Annotated in this window: 20 protein-coding genes and 1 tRNA gene; 10 read left to right on the top strand and 11 right to left on the bottom strand. The window is 62.6% G+C overall.

The window, feature by feature from the left end; genetic code table 11:
• The first annotated feature begins 65 nt into the window (after window positions 1-65).
• Genes HC022_RS02980 through HC022_RS02970 form a run of 3 tightly spaced genes read left to right on the top strand, consistent with a single transcriptional unit; the run spans window position 66 to window position 4,367 of the window.
• Complete coding sequence (locus HC022_RS02980; RefSeq protein WP_167451271.1) at window positions 66-773, top strand: ABC transporter ATP-binding protein; 708 nt, start codon at window positions 66-68, stop codon at window positions 771-773.
• Complete coding sequence (locus HC022_RS02975) at window positions 767-3,130, top strand: ABC transporter permease (protein ID WP_167451270.1); 2,364 nt, start codon at window positions 767-769, stop codon at window positions 3,128-3,130. The genes HC022_RS02980 and HC022_RS02975 overlap by 7 nt, the downstream gene beginning before the upstream one ends.
• 4 nt (window positions 3,131-3,134) lie before the next feature.
• The gene (locus HC022_RS02970) at window positions 3,135-4,367 is read left to right on the top strand and encodes an efflux RND transporter periplasmic adaptor subunit (protein ID WP_167451269.1); all 1,233 of its coding nucleotides are present in this window, start codon (window positions 3,135-3,137) and stop codon (window positions 4,365-4,367) included.
• Between the two features lie 15 nt (window positions 4,368-4,382).
• On the opposite strand, the gene HC022_RS02965 is transcribed toward HC022_RS02970, so the two are convergent.
• Together HC022_RS02965 and HC022_RS02960 are read right to left on the bottom strand one after the other, a co-directional pair.
• A complete protein-coding gene (locus HC022_RS02965; protein WP_008885758.1) occupies window positions 4,383-5,033 on the bottom strand; it encodes a GntR family transcriptional regulator in 651 nt (216 codons plus the stop codon).
• A gap of 33 nt (window positions 5,034-5,066) precedes the next feature.
• Entirely contained in the window at window positions 5,067-5,759 is a 693-nt protein-coding gene (locus HC022_RS02960; protein ID WP_008884230.1) for a M48 family metallopeptidase, read from the bottom strand.
• Between the two features lie 107 nt (window positions 5,760-5,866).
• Here HC022_RS02960 and HC022_RS02955 point away from each other — a divergent pair, with 107 nt between their 5' ends.
• The 4 genes from HC022_RS02955 (at window position 5,867) to HC022_RS02940 (ending at window position 7,902) form a co-directional block, all read left to right on the top strand.
• The gene (locus tag HC022_RS02955; protein ID WP_008884329.1) at window positions 5,867-6,187 is read left to right on the top strand and encodes a TIGR02300 family protein; all 321 of its coding nucleotides are present in this window, start codon (window positions 5,867-5,869) and stop codon (window positions 6,185-6,187) included.
• Window positions 6,188-6,309: 122 nt separating this feature from the next.
• Window positions 6,310-6,385: transfer RNA gene (locus HC022_RS02950), tRNA-Ala, on the top strand.
• 166 nt (window positions 6,386-6,551) lie between these two features.
• Window positions 6,552-7,091: an AAA family ATPase gene (locus HC022_RS02945; protein WP_167451268.1), complete on the top strand. Its 540-nt coding sequence runs from the start codon at window positions 6,552-6,554 to the stop codon at window positions 7,089-7,091.
• Window positions 7,092-7,374: 283 nt separating this feature from the next.
• Complete coding sequence (locus HC022_RS02940) at window positions 7,375-7,902, top strand: adenylate kinase (RefSeq protein ID WP_254884892.1); 528 nt, start codon at window positions 7,375-7,377, stop codon at window positions 7,900-7,902.
• Between the two features lie 72 nt (window positions 7,903-7,974).
• Here HC022_RS02940 and HC022_RS02935 read toward each other — a convergent pair whose 3' ends face one another.
• The 3 genes from HC022_RS02935 to HC022_RS02925 all read right to left on the bottom strand — a co-directional run bounded on the left by HC022_RS02935 (window position 7,975) and on the right by HC022_RS02925 (window position 9,754).
• A complete protein-coding gene (locus HC022_RS02935; protein WP_167451266.1) occupies window positions 7,975-8,427 on the bottom strand; it encodes a GNAT family N-acetyltransferase in 453 nt (150 codons plus the stop codon).
• Between the two features lie 413 nt (window positions 8,428-8,840).
• On the bottom strand, window positions 8,841-9,290 hold the full coding sequence (locus tag HC022_RS02930) for an anthrone oxygenase family protein (protein WP_167451265.1): 450 nt from the start codon (window positions 9,288-9,290) through the stop codon (window positions 8,841-8,843).
• Window positions 9,287-9,754 carry a hypothetical protein gene (locus HC022_RS02925; protein ID WP_167451264.1) on the bottom strand — a complete coding sequence of 156 codons (468 nt, stop codon included), beginning with the start codon at window positions 9,752-9,754 and terminating at the stop codon, window positions 9,287-9,289. Before HC022_RS02925 ends, HC022_RS02930 begins: the two co-directional genes overlap by 4 nt.
• A 51-nt stretch (window positions 9,755-9,805) precedes the next feature.
• On the opposite strand from HC022_RS02925, the gene HC022_RS02920 reads away from it, so the two are divergent.
• Window positions 9,806-10,282, top strand: a complete 477-nt coding sequence (locus HC022_RS02920; RefSeq protein ID WP_254884891.1) for a MarR family winged helix-turn-helix transcriptional regulator — start codon at window positions 9,806-9,808, stop codon at window positions 10,280-10,282.
• 395 nt (window positions 10,283-10,677) lie between these two features.
• On the opposite strand, the gene HC022_RS02915 is transcribed toward HC022_RS02920, so the two are convergent.
• From HC022_RS02915 to HC022_RS02900, 4 genes are all read right to left on the bottom strand, one after another.
• Window positions 10,678-11,355, bottom strand: a complete 678-nt coding sequence (locus HC022_RS02915; protein WP_217703867.1) for a DJ-1/PfpI family protein — start codon at window positions 11,353-11,355, stop codon at window positions 10,678-10,680.
• Between the two features lie 13 nt (window positions 11,356-11,368).
• Window positions 11,369-11,782, bottom strand: coding sequence for an HAD hydrolase-like protein (locus HC022_RS28700; RefSeq protein WP_217703866.1), 414 nt, complete (start codon window positions 11,780-11,782; stop codon window positions 11,369-11,371).
• A gap of 422 nt (window positions 11,783-12,204) precedes the next feature.
• On the bottom strand, window positions 12,205-12,648 hold the full coding sequence (gene rpiB / locus HC022_RS02905) for a ribose 5-phosphate isomerase B (protein ID WP_167451263.1): 444 nt from the start codon (window positions 12,646-12,648) through the stop codon (window positions 12,205-12,207).
• Between the two features lie 104 nt (window positions 12,649-12,752).
• Window positions 12,753-13,055, bottom strand: coding sequence for a hypothetical protein (locus tag HC022_RS02900; protein ID WP_167451262.1), 303 nt, complete (start codon window positions 13,053-13,055; stop codon window positions 12,753-12,755).
• Between HC022_RS02900 and HC022_RS29775 the strand changes: the two genes are divergently transcribed.
• A complete protein-coding gene (locus HC022_RS29775; protein WP_368484600.1) occupies window positions 12,942-13,208 on the top strand; it encodes a hypothetical protein in 267 nt (88 codons plus the stop codon). The two genes, HC022_RS02900 and HC022_RS29775, sit on opposite strands and share 114 nt — an antisense overlap.
• A gap of 265 nt (window positions 13,209-13,473) precedes the next feature.
• Here HC022_RS29775 and HC022_RS02895 read toward each other — a convergent pair whose 3' ends face one another.
• Together HC022_RS02895 and HC022_RS02890 are read right to left on the bottom strand one after the other, a co-directional pair.
• Complete coding sequence (locus tag HC022_RS02895; protein WP_175583432.1) at window positions 13,474-14,784, bottom strand: hypothetical protein; 1,311 nt, start codon at window positions 14,782-14,784, stop codon at window positions 13,474-13,476.
• 451 nt (window positions 14,785-15,235) lie between these two features.
• Window positions 15,236-15,817, bottom strand: coding sequence for a recombinase family protein (locus HC022_RS02890; RefSeq protein ID WP_167451261.1), 582 nt, complete (start codon window positions 15,815-15,817; stop codon window positions 15,236-15,238).
• A gap of 406 nt (window positions 15,818-16,223) precedes the next feature.
• Between HC022_RS02890 and HC022_RS02885 the strand changes: the two genes are divergently transcribed.
• Window positions 16,224-17,288 carry a hypothetical protein gene (locus tag HC022_RS02885; RefSeq protein ID WP_167451260.1) on the top strand — a complete coding sequence of 355 codons (1,065 nt, stop codon included), beginning with the start codon at window positions 16,224-16,226 and terminating at the stop codon, window positions 17,286-17,288.
• Window positions 17,289-17,335 lie beyond the last annotated feature (47 nt).

Genomic DNA, 17,335 nt, shown 5'->3' with positions numbered 1-17,335 from the left:
GATTGATCCCGCACAAGACAAGCGCGCGCCAATACCGCTAGGCTCGCGGCCATGGAGGGAAGACCATGGCCGAACTCGCCTATCGGGCCGAAGCCCTGACCCGCACCTACGGTGAGGGCGCCTCGGCGGTTCACGCGCTTCGCGGGGTCGACCTGCAATTTCCAGCGGGCGAAATCGTGGTGCTTCTCGGGCCCTCGGGCAGCGGCAAGTCGACACTTCTGAACATCCTCGGCGGTCTCGACCGGCCGAGCTCGGGGCGGGCGTGGTTCCGCGACCGCGAGCTGACCGCGATGACCGACCGGCAGCTCACGCGCTACCGGCGTGACCATCTCGGCTTCATCTTCCAGTTCTACAACCTCATGCCCTCGCTCACCGCCGAAGAAAACGTCGAGCTGGTGACCGAGATCGCCCGCGACCCGATGCCCCCGCACGAGGCGCTGGCGCTGGTGGGGCTGGGCGCGCGGCGCGGCCATTTCCCCAGCCAGCTGTCCGGCGGCGAGCAGCAGCGCGTCGCCATCGCCCGCGCCGTGGCCAAGCAGCCCGACGTGCTGCTCTGCGACGAGCCCACCGGCGCGCTCGACAGCACCACCGGGCGCGAGGTGCTAGGGGTGCTGCAGCATCTGAACCAGAGCCTTGGAACCACGGTGCTCATCGTCACCCACGCTGCCGCCACCGCCGCCATGGCCGACCGGGTGATCCGCTTCGCCGACGGCGCGATCCGCTCGGAAGAGCGGAACGCCAGCAAGCTGCGCGCGGAGCAGATCGAATGGTAGGCCCGCTCGACCGCAAGCTCCTGCGCGACCTGTGGCGGATGAAGGGCCAGGCGCTGGCCATCGCCGTTGTCATGGCGCTTGGCGTGACGATGCAGGTGATGATGTCCGGGCTGGTGTCCTCGCTCGACGAGACGCGGCGCGGCTATTACGAGCGCTACCGGCTGGCCGACGTGATCGCCCCGGTCACCCGCGCGCCGGAGCAGGTCCTGCACGCGCTGGCGGCGCTCGAGGGCGTCGGCGCGGTCGAGGGGCGCATCGGTGGCGCCGCGCTGATCGACCTGCCCGACCGCGACGTGCCGCTGCAGGCGCAGGCTCTGTCCCTGCCCTATGACGACGCGCCCGCGCTGAACGCCATCCGGATCGAGGCCGGGCGGCTCTTCGAGCGCGGCCGCCCCGACGAGGTGGTGGTGCTCGACAGTTTCGCCGCCGCCCACGGGCTGCGTCCCGGCGACATGCTGTCTACGACCATGAACGGCGCGCGGCGGAGCTTCCGGATCGTGGGTCTCGCCCGCTCGCCCGAGTTCCTCTACAGCGCAGCCCCCGGCGAGATGGTGCCCGACGACAGCCGCTTCGGCGTGCTGTGGCTCTCGCCCGCGACAATGGCCGCCGCCTTCGACATGGACGGCGCCTTCAGCGAGGCGCTGATCGGCCTCGGCCGCGGCGCCAACGAGCAGGCGGTGCTCGACGCGGTCGACCGGGTGCTCGAGCCCTACGGCGGCATCGGCGCCTATGGGCGCGAGGACATGTTCTCGAACCGCTTCGTGTCGGAAGAGATCGATGGGCTGCGCGAGTCCGCCCGCGCGGTGCCGCCGATGTTCATGGCCGTCGCGGCCTTTCTGCTCAACATCGTCATCGCCCGCATGGTGCAGGCCGAGCGCGAGGAGATCGGGCTGCTCAAGGCCTTCGGCTATCGCTCCGCCGAGATCGGCGTGCATTACCTGAAGCTGGTGCTGGCCATCGCCCTGGCCGGGGCGCTGCTGGGCTGCCTTGCCGGGGTGGCGGCGGGGCGGGGCATGGTCCAGCTCTACCTCGCCTTCTTCAAGTTCCCCTTCCTCGTGTTCCGGCTCGAGCCCGCGGCCTTTGCCACCGGCATCGGTGTCAGCGTCCTTGCCGCGACCGCCGGCGGCGCCATCGTTCTGCGCCGCATCTTCGCGCTGCAGCCCGCCGAGGCGATGCGCCCCCCTGCCCCTGCCGACTATGCCTCGGCCGGGCGCTGGCGCGGCCTGACGCGCTGGCTCGACCAGCCCACCCGCATGGTGCTGCGCCGCTTCTCCCGCACGCCTTTCCGCATGGCGGGCGCGGTGCTCGGTATCACCTGCGGCATGGCGCTGTCGGGGGGCATGCTGACGATCCACGCCGGCTTCTCGCAGGCCGTGGCGCTCAGTTTCGACGTGATCGACCGCTCCGAGGCCTCGGTGACCTTCACCAGCGCCGTCTCGGACAAGGTGCTGCACGAGCTTGCCCGGATTCCCGGGGTCGAGCGGGTCGAAGGGCGGCGCGATGTCGCCGTGATCCTGCGCAACGGCCGCCAGAGCCACCGCGGCAGCATCACCGGCCTGCCCGCCGCGCCAGAGCTCAACCGCGCGCTCACGCCTGCGCTGGCGCCGATTCCCATGCGCTCCGAGGGGCTGGTGCTGTCCGGCGCGCTGGCCGCCAAGCTGAAGCTCGAGGTCGGCCAGACCCTGACTGTCGAGGTGCGCGAAGGCGCGCGGCCGGTGCTTAAGCTGCCGGTGGCGGCGGTGGCCGACTCGGTGCTGGGCGCCCCTGCCTACATGGCGATGGACGGCCTCAACCGCGCCCTGGGCGAGCCCGGCCGGGTCAGCGCCGCCGCCCTGCGGCTCGACGAGGCCCGCGCGCCCGAGATCTACGCCTGGCTCAAGGGCCTGCCGACGGTGGCGGGCGTCAGCCTCAAGCACGAGGCCCGCGACGCCTTCGTCACGGTGATGAACCAGGGCGCCGGCTGGACCCGGTTCATCATGTCCGGCATGGCCTTCGTCATCACCTTCGGCATCATCTACAACGCCGCCCGCATCGCGCTGGCCGAGCGCGCCCGCGACCTTGCCTCGCTGCGGGTCATCGGCTTTTCGAAGGCCGAGGCCGCCTACGTGCTGCTCGGCGAGCTGGGGCTGGTGACGCTGCTGGCCCTTCCGCTCGGCGCGGTGCTGGGCGCGGGCTTTGCACAGGTGCTGGCGGCAGCCTATTCCTCGGAGCTCTACACCATTCCGGTGGTCTTCCTGCCCACCACCTTCGGCAGCGCCGCGCTGGTGGTGATCGCGGGCGCCGCGATCTCGGGGCTGCTGGTGAAACGCAACGTCGACCGGGCCGACCTGGTCGCGGCGCTCAAGACACGGGACTGACGACATGGCCGACCGACGCAACCGCACCCGCCTGATCCTCTGGACCCTGCTCGCGCTGCTGCTGGGCGGCGCACTGGTGGCCGCCTTCTGGCCGCGTGCGACGCTCGTCGATATTGGCGAGGTCACGCAGGGCCCGCTGACCGTCACCATCGACGAAGAGGGCAAGACACAGGTTCACGACGTCTACGTGGTCTCGACGCCGGTGGCCGGGAGGCTCCTGCGGGTGCAGGTGATCGCGGGCGACGAGATGGAACAGGGCGCGCCGGTGGCTCACATGCGCCCGACCAACCCCGACGCGCTCGACATCCGCACCCGCGAACAGGCGATGGCCGCGACCGACGCCGCCGCCGCCGCGCTCAAGGTGGCCGAGGCCGAGGTCAACGCCGCCGCCGCCGACGCCGATCTCGCCGCTTCGGAATACACCCGCAGCCAGACCCTTGCCGAACGCGGCACGATCAGCTCCGCCGCGCTCGACCGGTTCCGCTCCGAGGCGCGCGCGGCGGCCGCCCGGCTCGAGACCGCGCGGGCGGCGGTGCTGATGCGGCAGGCCGAGCTCGCCAACGCCCGCGCCCAGCTCATCAGCTTCGACGACCTCGGGCTTGCCGCCGCCGTCGCGGGCAACCATTCCGCCGACATCCCGCTGGTGGCGCCGATTGCCGGGCGCATCCTGCGGGTGCTGCAGCAGAGCGAGACCATCGTGGCCGCCGGCACCGCAGTGGTCGAGCTCGGTGACATCGCCAACGATCTCGAGGTGGTGGTCGAGCTGACTTCCTCGGACGCGGTGCAGGTCTCGCTGGGCGACCGGGTGCTGATCGACGACTGGGGCGGCGACGCGCCGCTCGATGGCGAGGTCACCCGCATCGCGCCGCTGGGGCGCACCAAGGTCTCGGCGCTCGGGGTCGAGGAGCAGCGCGTCGACGTCACCGTGCGCTTCACCGGCCCGCTCGAGGCGCGTGCCTCGCTCGGGCACGGCTACCGCGTCGTGGTGCGCATCGTGACATGGGAGGCAGACGACGCCCTTCAGGTGCCGCAGAGCGCGCTCTTCCGCGCCGGTGGCGGCTGGGCGGTGTTCCGGGCCGAGGATGGGCGCGCCCGGCAGGTGCCGGTTGCGATCGGGCCGGGTAATGGCGTCGCTGCGCAGGTGGTGGAGGGGCTGACCGCGGGGGACCACGTGGTGCTCTACCCGCCCGCCGATCTGGCCGAGGGCGACCTGATCGCGCCACGCGGGACCGAGTAGCGTGCCAGTGAAGATCTAGCTCGCCAGCATCCGCAGGCCCTGCGTCACGTCCGAGCGCACCGCAAGCCGCAGCCCCGGCTCGTCCCCGGCCTTGAGCGCCGCGATGATCAGGCGGTGGTACTGCGGTGCCTCGGTGCGCCGCAGCCGCCCGTAGAGCGCCCGCATGGTGGGCCCGAGCTGCAGCCAGACCGTCTCGCACATGGCCAGCATCGCCGGCGCCTGCGCCCGCAGGTAGAGTGTGCGGTGGAACTCGAGGTTCGACCGGATGTAGCCCACCGAATCGCGGTTGCGGATCATCTCGGCGATGGTGCCGTTGATCGTCTGCAGCCGGTCGATCAGCGCCATGTGCGCCCGCGGCAGCGCCCGCGAGGCAAGCTCCACCTCGATCAGCGCCCGCAGCGCGGCCAGCTCCTCGATGCGCTCGTTGGACAGCTCCGGGGTCGAGACCCGCCCCGACGAGGACATGCTGAGCGCGCCCTCCGCCACCAGCCGGCGCACCGCCTCGCGGGCGGGGGTCATCGAGACCTCGAACTCCTTGCCGATGCCACGCAGGGTCAGCGCCTCGCCCGGCGGGATCTGTCCGAGCATGATGCGCGTGCGCAGACCGCGGTAGACGCGGTCATGGGCAGAGGAGGCAATGTCGGTGGAGCGGGGTGCGGCGTTCATGATTGCGACATGTGATCACGAATTTCCCGCAGGTCAATCGCCGAAACGGTACCGGTGCAGCGCCCCGCCCTCGTCGCGTAGCCAGCGGCGGGGCGCCCGCCAGTCGCCGTAGAGCCGCTCGACCACCGCCCAGAACGCCCGCGAGTGATTCATCTCGGCCAGGTGCGCGACCTCGTGGGCGGCGACGTAGCCGAGCACCTCGGGCGGTGCGAGCACCAGTCGCCACGAATACATCAGCGCCCCGTCCGCGGTGCACGAGCCCCAGCGCGAGCGCGTGTCGCGCAGCGTCAGCCGCGTGTAGGGCCGCCCCAGCGCGAAGGCGTACCGGTCCGAGGCCTCGGCCAGCCGGTCCCGGGCCAGCGTCCGCAGCCAGCCCTGCAACCGTGCGGCCGTCCGGTCCTCGGAGCCCGGCACCTCGATCCAGCCCTCGCCCAGCCGCACCGCGCGCCCGGTCCCGACACGGATCTCGCGCTCGGCCCCCTCGACCGGCAGCCGCGCCCCGGGGCCGATTCGCACGTCCTCGCCCCGCGCCTCGAGATGGCTGCGCAGCCAGGCTTCCTTCTCGCGCAGGAAGCCCAGGGCCTCGCGTTCGGGCAGCCGGCGCGGCATTGTCAGCGTCACCCGGCCGTCGATCTGGCTGAGGCGCAACGAAAGTCGCCGTGCCTGCGCCGAGCGACGCAGGTTGACCGCGATTGGCGGGTTGCCAGGAAGAGTAATCTGCCCCATATCCCTCGCCTCGGAACCGATATGGCCAAAGCCTTTGACACCGCTCCTGTGATATGTCAGAGGGCGCGGATTGTCGACCTGACCGGACAAGCTGAAGGGGATCACCCATGCCCAAGGAAGAATGGGGTACGAAACGCGTGTGCCCGACCACTGGCAAGCGTTTTTATGACCTGAACAAAGACCCGATCGTCAGCCCCTACACGGGCGAGGTCCTGCAACTGGATACCGGCAAGCGTGCGATGCTCGTTGCCGACTCCGCCGACGGCGCCAAGCGTCGAGCCTCCGAGGACGACGTGGAAGACGTCGATCTGCTGGAAGACGACGTCGAGGTCGATCTCGACGACGACGACGTGCTCGAGGACGAGGACGACGACAACGTTTCGCTCGACGACATCACCGATGTCGCGGGTGAGGACGACGACAACTGAGCTTGTCGAAACTTTCTGCCACGGGCGGCGATTTTTTCCCTTGAACCCGCCCGCGGCTTTGCGTAGATCACGCCGCACGACGCCGGAAACGGCATCGCCCACCGCCGGAAACGGCAATATATGGGGCCTTAGCTCAGCTGGGAGAGCGCTTGCATGGCATGCAAGAGGTCAGGGGTTCGATCCCCCTAGGCTCCACCAAAAACCTCTGAAAAGCACCAGATAGTTCTGCCTTTCTCGTCAGAGGATTTGCCTCTGTCACGCAGACCGGTGCTGTTTTCCCTACGAAAATTCTGGCTGCTTTGATCCGCGCCCGTGGCGTGTCGATCGCTTTGCAGCCCTCCCCTTTCACCATCGAGGATTGCTCATGAGCGACCATTTCTTCGTCGTGACGGGCGGCCCCGGTGCGGGCAAGACCAGCCTGATCACCGAACTCGCCCGCCGCGGCTTTCACACGATCCCCGAATCCGGCCGCGCGATCATTCGCGAGGAGATGGCGCGCGGCGGAGACGCCCTCCCCTGGGCGGACCGCATGGCCTATGCCGAACGGATGCTTGAACGCGATCTGCGCGCCTACGAGGACGCTGAGGCGCTTTCAGGCCCCGTGATCTTCGACCGAGGCATTCCCGACATAATGGGCTACCTGACCCTCTGCGGCCTCCCCGTGCCGCCCCACATCGCCGCAGCGGCCAAGGCAGCCCGCTACAACGCCCGCGTCTTCCTTGCGCCCTACTGGAACGAGGTCTTCACACAGGACACCGAACGCAAGCAGACCCCCACCGAAGCCGAAGCAACCTGCGCCATTATGCGCGAGACCTACACCGCGCTCGGATACCAAATCACGGAGTTGCCGCGCGCCGACATTGCAACACGCGCCGACTTTTTTTGTGCGCAGCGGGTCAACTGACCGTAATCGCGAGATGCCCTGGCAAAACTGCTGAACCGGACAAACCGCATGGACCCTCCCGCCTCCCGCTGCCTGACACTCACGGCCCGCTACGGATATTCGCCAGGTTGGGCCACGCCGCGACGCAGCTTCACCGAAGCGGTCGTTTGTGCGCCGCGAAGCGTTTTCCGACAGCAAAGGTCCGCTGAGCGGGACGAAGCGGACATTGTAGAAGGTGACGCGTACCGCTAATGCCCGCTTGGTTTTAAATGCTAGCAGCGGGACTGACGTGCCAAGAATATACTTGATCGGAGCGTCATGCTCGGGCGTCTCAACGCTTGGCGCGACACTGTCCGCGCAGATGGGCGTTCCACTGCTGGACGTAGACGATTTCTATTGGATGCCAACAAACCCACCATTCACGACAAAGCGCCTGCCAGAAGATCGGGTCCGCTTGATACAACAGCGGCAATCCCAGACGGACGGTTGGGTTCTGTCAGGCTCCTTTATGGGGTGGGGGGATATCCTGATTGAGCATGTCGAGATCATCGCCTTCCTATATACACCTACCGCGATACGGCTGCGACGTCTGGAGAGCCGAGAGGCACGAAGACATGGTGATCGTATCCTGCCGGGTGGCGACATGTATGAAGGCCATCTGGCATTCCGTGACTGGGCATCTCGCTATGATGACCCCTCGTTCACAGGACGCAATCTCGCGCAGCATGAACGCTGGCTCAAAGCACAAACCGCTCCGGTTCTGAGGCTTGACGGCACATTGCCGGCAGAAGTGTTGGCTGAGACAGTCACGACCGCGCTGGAACGGCTCTGAAAGGCCACGAAGGGCTCGATCCATACCTTCGCGAATGTGGTCTGGCAGGGAATAGCCCTGCCAGACCTGCTCTCAGGTCTTGATACGGAGTGCCGCATTCGGGAACGGGAACCCGAAGTCATCGACCGCGCGCCGAGAAACCTCCTGAAATCCGAGCGTCCTGTAAAAGCGGACGGCTCGTTCATTCTCGGTATAGACCTCAAGGGACAAATCGCCCTTCCGGGCCAAGGCATCGGCGATAAGCGTGCGCCCGATACCGTGACCTTGCCAGCCCGGCGCGATGAATATCCCGCCGATGAAGCATCCCAGAAGGCTGATGAAGCCAACAGCTTCTCCGTCAATGCAGGCCACGGAAGTCTCCGCCTTCGGCAGATACGCCTCCTCGATCAGCTTGCGCTGTTCAGTCAGCCTTTTCTCACCGATGAAGGGGTGCGCCTCCAGCGAGGCTTCGAACCAGATGGTCGACAGTTTTTTCAAATCCGTTGCCGCGTCAAAGGGCCGGATCAGCACGTTAACGTTCTCCATGAGAACTCCACAGAAATCATGCAAAAAGGGTCGGCATCCATGTGCCGAGCGATGCCGCTACATGCGGTTCAATCGAAGCCTCTGTGCATGAATCTCCGTCTGTGGCGGGCCGAGCATAGGCCGCCCCGCCACCAGTTTCAATGGCGGCAGAGGGCTCAAAGCGGCCCTGCGGCGTGGCAGCGTGCCGCCGGACCACCTCGGTGGAGAACCAAGTCGCTCTCCGGCCCTGACCTGCCGTTCAGTCCCTTGCCGATCGCCGCGGTGCAGCTTCACCAGACCGGCCATTCGTCTATCGCGCAGCACTATCGGAGGATGAAGGTCGGCAGGGCGGACAAACTTGCCTTTCGCGACAATTGTTCGAAGGTCTGCATTCAGGGCAAGAACAAGAATGCACACCGCTCATCATGGACGTCTTACTCAAGACGAGCCGCGCAAAGCGCGAAGCCGCTCGCCGCGAGACCGAGCGCGCTGCGGAGGGCGTGGAGGGTCAGCCATGTCCGTAACGTCGCCGACACGGCTTCTGGCGGAATCTCTCCGCTGGCGAGTGCCGCGTTCGCTGGCAGGTGATAGACCGCTGTGACGAACGCCAGTCCGAGCATTGCGGCGGTGGCGATCGCCCATGCACCACGTGCCCCCCGTTCCCGACGCGCCAGCCAGAGCGACCCAATAAGTCCCAGCAGCGCGGGTCCCGCCACGACCGGTATCGTCCGCGCGATTAATCCGCTGTTCGCGGCGAACCATGCGAGGAACTCTTCCGCCGGCAAGCTGGTCCAGTAGCCGCCGAAGGCGAGGCCGATGCAGAGCATCGTGCCGGTGAACGCGGCCGATCCGATGACGGCGAGATAGGCGAAAACGGCTCTCATGCTGTGGCCTTTCCGGCCCGGAGACGCCGCGCGCGCATCGCCATCCCGGCCTTCATGTTGAGCGAAAGCAGGGTGATGTTCACCGCACCGGCGGCCAGCTCGGCGATCTGCACGGTGGCAAAAACCGCGTCGAAAAGCCCGGCTCGTGCCCGGAAGCCCAGGAACACCGCCGCGGGAATGAGGATGAGCAGGCCGTTGGCCGCCGCGATGATGGTGCGGCGGCGCTTGGCCCGAATGACGGGCTTTTTGGACCGCCCCGCGAGTTGCGTCCCGGTGGCACCTGCGGCCATCATGGCGATCACGAGCACCGGTAGCGCATAGAGGATCGCCGTCCGAACGGCCACGAAGCCCGGGGTGGCGAGGACGAGTTCGGCCGTCAGCGCCGAAACCCAGAAGGTTGCAATGGTGAGAAGGGCCGCGGCGCCGGAAATGCCGTGCAGCGCGACGAGAGTGGTACGGGACATGGGGACCTCCATTTAGATAGCATACTATGTTATCAGTTAGATATGGACAGCATGCTATGCAAGATCTATTCGTCCGCCATGGCAACCGACACTTTCGATCGCGCCCGCTCCGCGGGCTATCTCGCCAACCATATGGCTCGGCTCTTTGCGCAGCGCCTGCATGAGCGTATCCGTCCGTTGGGTCTCGCGCCCGCGCAGTTCATGACGTTGCTCGCGCTGTGGGAGGAGGACGGTCTGACGCAGCGCGACTTATTCGAACGTCTCGATGTCGAGCAGGCGACCATGGCCAACACTCTCGCGAGGATGGAGCGGGACGGTCTTATCGAACGCCGGGCGCACGCGACTGACGCAAGGGCCAAGACAATTCACCTTACGACTCAGGCCCGCGACCTACGCGGCCCGGCGCAGGCCGCCGCTCGAGACGTCAATGCGATGGCCCTTGGTCATTTGAACAACGACGACCTCGATCTTTTCGTGTCCACCATGCTCAGTGCGATCGAGAGGCTGAAGGCGGGAGACGCCGGTTAGCCCAAGGGCTCGAGGAAGAGCACGAGGCGCGGCGGCCGCCTCAAGCGCCCCGACCCCGAGTAAGGGACTGTTCTATGGTCGCCGACCGGACAAAGACCTGAAGTATGTGGGGTATGGTTCGCTGCTCCGAAGCGGCCATCCGGCCGCGTTTTTGCATCGGTCAAAAAGGGCTCGAAGCGGACTCCGTCCGCGCAGCGAGGCGAACACCTGGCGAGCCGCGGCGGCCGTCGCTCCCAGCCCTGACCTGCCGTTCAGTCCCTTGCCGATCGCCGCGGTGCAGTTTCACCAGACCGGCCATTCGTCTATCGCGCAGCACTATCGGAGGATGAAGGTCGGCAGGGCGGACTTTCCGGACGTCTATCTTCTAACCGGCTTCCGTCACGCCCCAGGCTCTTTTACGATCGCAAAGCACGAGCCGCCGCTTCAGACGCCCGCTTTCGTCTGGCAATGAAAGGCGCGATGTCCGAGCGAATTTCAGACACTAGCTCGGGGTCGGCGCTACGAGGTGAGCCGTCTTTGTAAGGCGGTTCAGGATCATACTCGATCTGAAGCTGGATTGATCGGGCGGCCTTCTCGCCGAGTAGATCAGCAGCAATGTTCAGCGCGAAGTCGATGCCAGATGTGACCCCGGCGCCGGAAATCCGGTTTCGGTCTCGGACCACGCGTTCAGCAACAGGTTCGACACCAAACAGGCCAAGTTGATCAATCGAAGACCAATGCGAGGTTGCACGGTATCCCATGAGCAGACCTGCTGCGGCGAGGATCAGAGAGCCTGTGCAGACGGAAGTAACCCACTGGCACTGCCCTCCGACGAGCCGCAGATAATTCAGGGTTTCCTGGTCCTCCATCAACTCGATCTGTCCCGGTCCACCTGGCACAAAAATGAGGTCCAACTCTAGTGCTTCGTCAAAGGTGTGCGTAGGGAGGATGCGCATGCCCCGGTCAGACGGAACGGGGTCTCGCGTCTTCCAGACCAACGCGGTTTCAACGCCATTCATTCGGCTGAAGACCTCAAGAGGGCCAGTCAGGTCGAGCTGGGTGAGTTTCGGAAACAGCAGGAGACCGAATTTCATCAACATTCCCTTTTCATGGTCGATCACACAGACAGCCGTCAATCTCATCGAGATGTGATACCTCGAACGTGGGAATAAGCAGCTCCTCGCCCGCTAGTCCTCGTGGGTTGAACCAGCAACTATCAATCCCAAACTGAATGGCGCCCGCGATATCAGCATCAATTCGGTCGCCAAAAATAATAGCCTCAGACTTTCTGAAAGAGCTAAAACTTCCGGCCGCAAACTCGAAAAATCGCGCATCCGGCTTTGCAAATCCGCACTTCTCGGAAGTTGCTACGAACGAAAACCATTCGCCTAAGCCTGACTTTTCGATCCGCCTCCGCTGAACCGCATCAATGCCATTGGTGATGACGCCAAGCTCTCCGACGCTGGCAAGAGTTTCGCAAAGCCGCTTGGCTCCGTCGACAAGTACGATGGTCTCAGGCAAGATGTCGAGGTAGATTGCGCTGGCTTTGAACGGATCAGCTTCGACGCCGTGGAGCGCGAATGTGCGCCGAAACCGCTCAACCCTAAGAAATTATTTGTCGATCTGCTTTCTCTCCAGTTCCACCCAAAGCGCGGCGCTCTCCCGCCTATAGTCTGAGTAGAGTGTGGACGCACTATCGGTTAGCCCAACGATTTCCATCGTTTGATCAAATGACCGTTTCTCAGAAGACCGGAAGTCGAGCAAAGTATCGTCAAGATCGAAAAGAAAGTGCCTATATCTCAATGCAGCCCCCCAGAAGACTCTGCCAACCAAGCATGGGGGACAGTATCGGCAGAACGAGAGAATGAAAACTACGAAGAAGAGCGATGACTGCGCGAAGCGGACAAAGCGAGTTTTTGCTGCGGCTGCGCGAATGGCGGCGTTCAGCTTTCCAGCGCGTCGATCATTGTAACTCGCGTCGAATGTCGACCACCTTCGAAGCTAGCGTTCATGAACGCATCAACTATTTCCAGTGCCAAGCCTTCTCCAACCACGCGCGCACCCAATGATAGCATATTGGCATCGTTGTGTTGGCGGATCATTCGGGCCGAAAATACGTCAGCGCAGACACCGCACCTGATACCCTTCACTTTGTTCGCGGCCATCATGATACCTTGGCCTGTGCCACATAAGACGATGCCAAGCTGACAGTCGTCAGACTTGACAAGCCTCGCTGCCGCTTCGCCATGTTTCGGATAGTCAGTGCTCTCAGGCTCCGTCGGCCCGATGTCGACTACGTCAAAACCTTGGTCCGCAAGATGACGGGCGATTGCCTGACGAAGTTCGATAGCAGCATGGTCGCTGGACAGGGCGATACGAATGCTCATAGGCGAGTCCTTCATAAATATCCTCGGTGAGCAACCGATAGCAGACCTCCAAACGCCTTGCAGAAAAATGCAAGATGGGCTCGGGCCCGATCACTTCGGTCAGTTCAGACGTCCGGCTCGAGAAACCTTGAACCGTGCCGGCTCTGAGCACTCCAACTGCTTGCCTTGCAGACATCGCCCAGTTCACCGAGAGTCAAATCATGACCTATCGCGCTGCCAAGATCCCTCTCACCTGCGACGAACTCCGCGTGCGGCAGTGGAGCAACTACATGCGCGGCCACATGGAAGAGGTTTTGGAATCTCTCCACCGTGAGGGAGTGCGGCACGAAGCATGGTATCTCTGTCCAGGCCAGCCCCTTTGCGTGATTGGGCTCATGGATGTCGATGATGCCGATGCGGCGGCGCATGCCATGTCCGTATCGCCTCTCTCGGTGGATAGGATACATCGCCAGTTCAAGGAGCATTGGCTCCGATCTGGTATCACCCCAATCCAATTTGAGCCCGGGAACAGCGACCTCGACAGCGAATACGAATTGCTATTCGAGGCCCGAACCAGATGACGGCATTGGGCTCGGAGCGGACATTCGGCGACGCAGCGGGTCGTGCGCCTGGCAGGCAGTGGTGGCCGTCGCTCCCGGCCCGAAGCCGCCCTTCGTGCGTGCCGCCGCGGATGACCGGTCCCAGCCCGGAAAGTACCCTTCTTTTCTTTTCGCCAAGTCAAAAACGGACATTCGGAACAACTTCTTGACGAATAGTCAGCGGAATTTTTGGGTCTGTTGCAGCACAAGCGAAGTGGATATGCACTTTGGCAAGTCTAGTGGGCAACTATGCCTCAGCCTTGAATTCTGTGCTGTCGTCATCCGCCTGGTCGTCGAGTGCCTCACCCGCCTTGAACCCGCAGCCCTCCATGAACATCCAAGCGCGCATCCAATTGTTGACCTCATTGATTTTGAGGGTGGAGACGTCCTCACCCCAGCCGTCGCCTGCGGCCTCACGGGCATAGAGGTCGTTGAGGTAATCTAGATAGGCCTCGCGCAAGATCCCAGTTGGCCGGAAGGCAAAGTTATGGGTGAAAACCACCTCTTGGCTCTCGACGACTATCGCGCCCCAGTAGGGGGTCTCAACTTCCGCTCTATAATCGTGGGTAAGACAATCCTTTACCGCTCGCTGCGCCAGTCGGATCAACCTCCCATCAAAGGCCAGTTCAGGCGTCTCCAAAAAGGAGGCTCGCTCGGATTCCTTCAGCTGCGAAAGGAGCGCGTCAGCGCGTGCTGGCTCAGCGATGCGAAAAGGGTTGAGAGCGCAAATGAACAGACTGTTGCGGTAAAATCGGGGAATCTCTTGCCAAGGTTTGCGGATGAAACAGAAACCGTGCAGTCGCTCGGCTTCCATCAATTGAGCGGCATAGCCACTAAGGGCCGAAAGATGATCCTTGGTCCAACCGTTGAGACTGCCATATTTCTCGGCGCTGTCGAACCAGCCATCAAGATCGTCGAAGGAGATCACCACGCACGCCATCGCATCGTGTGACAACAGCTCATTTGTAAAGTGACGAAAGTCGTCGTCGCTTGGTAGGTAGAGGTCGAGCTGCAGGCTCTCCAAGTTTCCATCAGGAAAGCTTGGCGTATACACGATGATGTCGCGCTCGTTGATTAGAAGATCATACAGGAACGCCTGTTTTGTGATCTTGTTGTCGAGATTGGCAGCTAAAACGTTTGTAATATCCTGATGCCCGGACATAGCAAAGATGCCGGCAATGTAGTTGCTGTAAGCAAACAATTCGGAGAACGCGTTCCGCTCTGCCGACCGCTCAACCTTCAGTTCCAGGATGAAAAGGCCGTCTTCGTGGGTGCCTATCAAGTCAAGCTCCATGGGCCTAGTCTTATCGGTGGGTAGGTTGACTTTGGATCCGGAGAAGGTTCCGTAGCGTATCGTTCCATGCAGTCGTTCCAGCTTCGCAAAAGCCCGGGCTTTAATGATCCGCCAGAGTTGGAAATCATACTCGTCAGAGCGCTGATCGATTGCCGAAATTGACTCACCTTCAGGCGTGTCGAACTCCGGGCAGTCGACGATTACCGTCTCCAAGCCAGTAGCATAGAGATGCTCGTGAACATCATTTTCAGAGAAATTGCTCATGTTGATCCCATGACTAATTTGCACTCACACCAAGTGGCTTGACTATTATTGCCATCAGACAACAGGTCCTAATTCAACCACGGGATAGCAAAATGAATTCCATAATGGACACCGCCCAAACCACCCCCAGCAGAAGTCTGTCTAGGCGCATACCATCTCTCAGCAGCATTTTTGCCTGATGACCTCTTTGGCGCAACCGCCAAACTCTTCAAAGTTCGCTTTGCGCTTTTCCGTCATTCAAGCCGAGCGCAGCGAAAGTCCGTTCTCCGCCCCTTGTGTAGATCGAGCGGGTTCCGGCCTTGGTTCTCGCTTGAATGGCCGCTTTCGCGGTGCGGCCGAGGTGCCTTCGCGACCGCGGCGAAAGTCCGGCATCCGCCCATCTTGCCCACGGTAGACTTCGTGCCGTCGCTGGAAGGGTTGGCTGTAAAGGGTTGGAATGGACCGTCGGCCATTAACGTTTCGGCCCTTGCCGCGCCAGCGTGCGATAGACGGTTGGCCGCGACACAGAGAAGAGCTCGGCCAAGTCCGACACCGAATACTCCCCAGTTGCGTGCATCCGTGTCAACTCCGCCGCTTGCCGGTCGGAAAGCTTTGGCTTCTTGCCCCTCAACTTCCCTTTGGCGCGGGCCACCGCCATGCCCTCGCGGGTGCGAAGCCGGATTAGGTCGGCTTCGAACTCGGCGAAGGTCGCCAGCACGTTGAAGAACATCCGCCCCATCGGATCGGCTGGGTCGTAGACCGTGCTTCCTAGCGCGAGCCGTACACCGCGCTCAGCTAACCCGTCGGCGATGTCGCGCGCGTCCGGCACCGAGCGGGCCAGCCGGTCAAGCTTGGGCACCACAAGTGTGTCGCCCGCCCGCACAGCGGCCAGCGCCTGGGCAAGCCCGGGCCGGTCGCGGTTGCGGCCGGTCAGCCCATGGTCTGTGTAGATTCGCTCGGAGGCGACGCCAAGGATCTCCAGCGCCGCGCGCTGAGCGGCGAGATCCTGAGCGTCGGTGGAGCAGCGGGCATAGCCAATACGTAGGTTTGTCATGGGTCAAGCGTAACGCAAGCGGCCCCTTCAGCGATAAACAAATCGTACCACCCTATCGAGACACATTTTTCTCAACAGCAGAAGGACCTCGAGGCGAAATTAAAAACGTCCGTTGAACGATCCTCAAACGTACAGTCTACAGTCATTCACTGCACCCTACAGACATGACTGTAGTGACGGACGAAGCGCCACTTCGCTAAGCCTGCACCAATGGTTGCTTCAGTGCCCTTTAAGAAGCTAAGGGTAACGGGCTTAGTCCGCGTGTTTATCTTGTAGCATTTCTATAGCGCGGGCGACCGCGCCACCGCCAGATTATTCACCCAGATGTGGTTGCGTTCTGGCGCACTTCACCCCCATCTGGATGCGCGGTGGTAATTTTGAGATTTGCGACGGAAGGTTGAGTAACATGCAGGGTGAAGAGGGTACTGCCGACAAACTTCCAGATAACGTTTCGATCCCGAGCAATCTTCAGTTTTCCGCTAGGGGGTTCGCGAATGAGGACTATGCTAAGGAGGCAATCTACAAGTTGCACTCCGTCCTCAGCGTCATCAGCCAGTCCATTGATCTGACCAATCTGGATGGCGTGACAGTTGCATTCGACTACGACGAAGCTCTAGCGGAGCTGGATCGTGGATATGAGACCACCTACAAGCTCTCCGCAACGAAAGGCGTCGCTATCGGTGTCGCAATGGCCCCGACGGTAATCCGCGACGGTGTGATCAAGACCCACCTTGTCCTCAACGCCAACTACGCACTCAGCATTCTTGAGGAACCAGGGGAGGAAACCGAGTACTTTGGACAATCACTTCATTTGGTTGCTCACGAGTGTGCGCATGTCGAGGTGACTGCTGCCTTTGACAGCTCTTTCCCGAAAATTCTTCTACAGAAAAAATACAATAACATCCTAGACAACATGCGCTGGCAGGTAATTCTGGCAACGTGGGATGAGTACGCAGTATGCCGCATCGTCGGCTCGATCGGGTATGATCCCGTAGACGGTTACCTCGAGACATTGGTCAAGGTGTTTGGCACTACCAGAGGTCAACTTTACGAGATGATCAAGGCGTACCGGACGCACGGAGATGTTGGGCAGGTTGCAGCAGAAATGTATGGAGGTATTGGAGAGCTTCTGAAGTATGCATCGTACTTCTTGGGTGCGGTTACAGCGCGAGAAACTCCGGAAACGCATCCTGCCGTTTTAACCCAAGAGGCTGAGTTTGAGTGGTTTTCTCCGTTCTTCGAACGCCTCGTTAAGGTGCATGAGGGGCTTTGGAGTGACTTTGGTAAGTGGGACGGTTTGGATGTCTTCGAGGCCCTTGGTGACATTTTAGAGGACATGGCTGAGAGCATTGGCATCGAAGCTTCACGCGTGTCCGACGAGTTGATTAACTTCAATATCCCATACCGAAGTGAAACCATGCCCGACGGTGCGATGATGACCCCACTACTACGTGGAATGCTCGACAGATAGATGCGTTTCAAAATAGCTTAGGTCGAGGTGGGTTCGATGGGGCCGAT

It is taken from the genome of Salipiger sp. HF18, assembly GCF_011806505.1.
Classification (GTDB): domain Bacteria; phylum Pseudomonadota; class Alphaproteobacteria; order Rhodobacterales; family Rhodobacteraceae; genus Salipiger; species Salipiger thiooxidans.
Note: the sequence above shows the minus strand (reverse complement) of the source record. Positions and strands in the feature narration are given on the sequence as shown.

Coding starts and splice junctions, on each gene's coding strand:
- HC022_RS02925 (WP_167451264.1), bottom strand. CDS start 9,754: ATGTCCCGTACCACTCTCGTCGCGCTGCACGGCATTTCCGGCGCCGCG.
- HC022_RS02980 (WP_167451271.1), top strand. CDS start 66: ATGGCCGAACTCGCCTATCGGGCCGAAGCCCTGACCCGCACCTACGGT.
- HC022_RS02935 (WP_167451266.1), bottom strand. CDS start 8,427: ATGGAGAACGTTAACGTGCTGATCCGGCCCTTTGACGCGGCAACGGAT.
- HC022_RS02955 (WP_008884329.1), top strand. CDS start 5,867: ATGCCCAAGGAAGAATGGGGTACGAAACGCGTGTGCCCGACCACTGGC.
- HC022_RS02895 (WP_175583432.1), bottom strand. CDS start 14,784: ATGAGCAATTTCTCTGAAAATGATGTTCACGAGCATCTCTATGCTACT.
- HC022_RS02930 (WP_167451265.1), bottom strand. CDS start 9,290: ATGAGAGCCGTTTTCGCCTATCTCGCCGTCATCGGATCGGCCGCGTTC.
- HC022_RS02970 (WP_167451269.1), top strand. CDS start 3,135: ATGGCCGACCGACGCAACCGCACCCGCCTGATCCTCTGGACCCTGCTC.
- HC022_RS02920 (WP_254884891.1), top strand. CDS start 9,806: ATGCTATGCAAGATCTATTCGTCCGCCATGGCAACCGACACTTTCGAT.
- HC022_RS02965 (WP_008885758.1), bottom strand. CDS start 5,033: ATGAACGCCGCACCCCGCTCCACCGACATTGCCTCCTCTGCCCATGAC.
- HC022_RS02975 (WP_167451270.1), top strand. CDS start 767: ATGGTAGGCCCGCTCGACCGCAAGCTCCTGCGCGACCTGTGGCGGATG.
- HC022_RS02890 (WP_167451261.1), bottom strand. CDS start 15,817: ATGACAAACCTACGTATTGGCTATGCCCGCTGCTCCACCGACGCTCAG.
- HC022_RS02960 (WP_008884230.1), bottom strand. CDS start 5,759: ATGGGGCAGATTACTCTTCCTGGCAACCCGCCAATCGCGGTCAACCTG.
- HC022_RS02915 (WP_217703867.1), bottom strand. CDS start 11,355: ATGAAATTCGGTCTCCTGCTGTTTCCGAAACTCACCCAGCTCGACCTG.
- HC022_RS02945 (WP_167451268.1), top strand. CDS start 6,552: ATGAGCGACCATTTCTTCGTCGTGACGGGCGGCCCCGGTGCGGGCAAG.
- rpiB (WP_167451263.1), bottom strand. CDS start 12,648: ATGAGCATTCGTATCGCCCTGTCCAGCGACCATGCTGCTATCGAACTT.
- HC022_RS02900 (WP_167451262.1), bottom strand. CDS start 13,055: ATGCGCCGCCGCATCGGCATCATCGACATCCATGAGCCCAATCACGCA.
- HC022_RS02885 (WP_167451260.1), top strand. CDS start 16,224: ATGCAGGGTGAAGAGGGTACTGCCGACAAACTTCCAGATAACGTTTCG.